This window comes from Hymenobacter sp. (assembly GCF_031398885.1).
Classification (GTDB): domain Bacteria; phylum Bacteroidota; class Bacteroidia; order Cytophagales; family Hymenobacteraceae; genus Hymenobacter.
In genome coordinates this window covers 1-1,601 of record NZ_JANNOD010000033.1, presented here as the reverse complement: position 1 = coordinate 1,601, position 1,601 = coordinate 1, and the positions used below count along the sequence as shown (strand labels likewise).

The following is a 1,601-nucleotide window of genomic DNA, read 5'->3' as shown; positions in this document are numbered from 1 at the left end:
TGTCTCGTCCGTCCAGAGCTGTACACTAGTTCTGAATTCCATGAACGAGAATCGGCCGCGCAAGGAGCGCCAGAAATATGAGATTTATTCAATGGCCGTCCGGCTGGAAGTTGTGCGCCTGGTGGAGTCGGGCCACTTGCACCGGCAGGTGCAGCAACAATTTGGGGTGAGCCATGCCACGGTAGGGAAGTGGCTTCAACTCTACGGTTCGCCCGTATACCACCAGATGAGACAACCCCGGTTCACGCTCGCCCAGCGGCAGCACATTGCCCGGGAACTGCTGGACGGGCGCCTGCGCGAAGACGAGGCCCTGCTCAAGTACGGGCTCCGCCTGAAAAAGACCCTGCGCGAATGGGTGGCCGCCTACCAGGCCGAACAGGCCGCCGACCCGCCCCCGGTGGCCGTCCCACCGGCGGCGGAAGCCGGCGCCCCGGCCTCTTTGGCCGCGCAGCTGCGGCAGGCGCAGTGGCAAATTGAGGCGTTGCACACGCTCATCGACCAGGCGGAAGCCACCTATCGCATTGACATCCGAAAAAAGGGTGGTGCCAAGCCGTCGAAATAATGCGCCGGAAGTACCCGCACGTCGGTGTGGGCACGCTCTGCGGACTGTTTGGCAAGACCCGAAACGCATTCTACGACCACCAGCGCCGGGCCACGGCCCAGGCCCTGCTCGACGGCCTGGTGCTGGCCCTGGTAACCGACCTGCGCGGGGACCTGCCCCGCCTGGGCACGCGCAAGCTGCATTTTTTGCTGCTGCCGCAACTGGGCGAGCACGCGCCCCGCGTGGGCCGGGACTACCTGTTTGCCCTGCTGGCCGGCCACGGCCTGCTCATCCGCCGCCGCAAGCGGCGGGTGGTGACCACGCAAACATGCTTGCCGCTGTTTCGGCGGCCCAACCTCATCGAGCACCTGCACGTGAACCGGGCGGAGCAGGTCTGGGTCAGCGACATCACCTACGTGCGCCTGCTCAGCGGCTGGAGCTACCTGAGCCTGATTACGGACCTGTACTCCCACAAAATCATGGGCGTGTGCCTGCACCCCGACCTGTCGGTGCGCGGCACGCTCGCCGCCCTGCAGCAGGCCCTGGCCGCCCGCACCCAGCCACAGCGCCCCCTGATTCACCACTCCGACCGGGGCTTGCAGTACGCGGCCCGCGAGTACGTGGGCCTGCTCGAAAGCCACGGCGTGGCCCTGAGCATGACCCAGCACGGCGACCCCTACGAAAACGCGGTGGCCGAACGGGTCAACGGCATCCTGAAGGACGAATTCGGCCTGGGCAACACGCTGCCCGGTTTTGCGCAGGCCGACGCGCTGGTGGCACGGGCAGTGCGGGCCTACAACGAGCGGCGCCCGCACAGCAGCTGCGACTTTTTAACGCCGAGCCAGGCCCACGAGCAGGAAGGGCCGTTGGTGCGGCGCTGGAAAAATTACTATCAGCCAGCGACCGTCCCGGCCCCCGCTTGACACCCAGCCCTGGCGGCGGAAATAAATTCGCGGCTTATCTTCCTCACCTGTAAAGTCCAATCCGGATTACCACCCCGGCCTGTAAAGCGCAGGCCGGATTATCACCTCCACCTGTATAGCTATAGCCGGACGAGACA

The 1,601-nt window shown here is 65.4% G+C and carries 2 protein-coding genes; both read left to right on the top strand.

Annotated elements, in window-relative coordinates:
• Positions 1–40: 40 nt before the first annotated feature.
• Positions 41–562 (top strand): helix-turn-helix domain-containing protein, encoded by a 522-nt coding sequence (locus RMO51_RS05805; RefSeq protein WP_310392862.1) that lies wholly within the window; start codon positions 41–43, stop codon positions 560–562.
• Positions 562–1,464: an IS3 family transposase gene (locus tag RMO51_RS05800; RefSeq protein ID WP_310392860.1), complete on the top strand. Its 903-nt coding sequence runs from the start codon at positions 562–564 to the stop codon at positions 1,462–1,464. The genes RMO51_RS05805 and RMO51_RS05800 overlap by 1 nt, the downstream gene beginning before the upstream one ends.
• Positions 1,465–1,601: the final 137 nt, after the last annotated feature.

Bases quoted from the DNA above. Each gene is read 5' to 3' on its own strand.
- RMO51_RS05805 (WP_310392862.1), top strand. From the start codon at position 41: ATGAACGAGAATCGGCCGCGCAAGGAGCGCCAGAAATATGAGATTTAT.
- RMO51_RS05800 (WP_310392860.1), top strand. From the start codon at position 562: ATGCGCCGGAAGTACCCGCACGTCGGTGTGGGCACGCTCTGCGGACTG.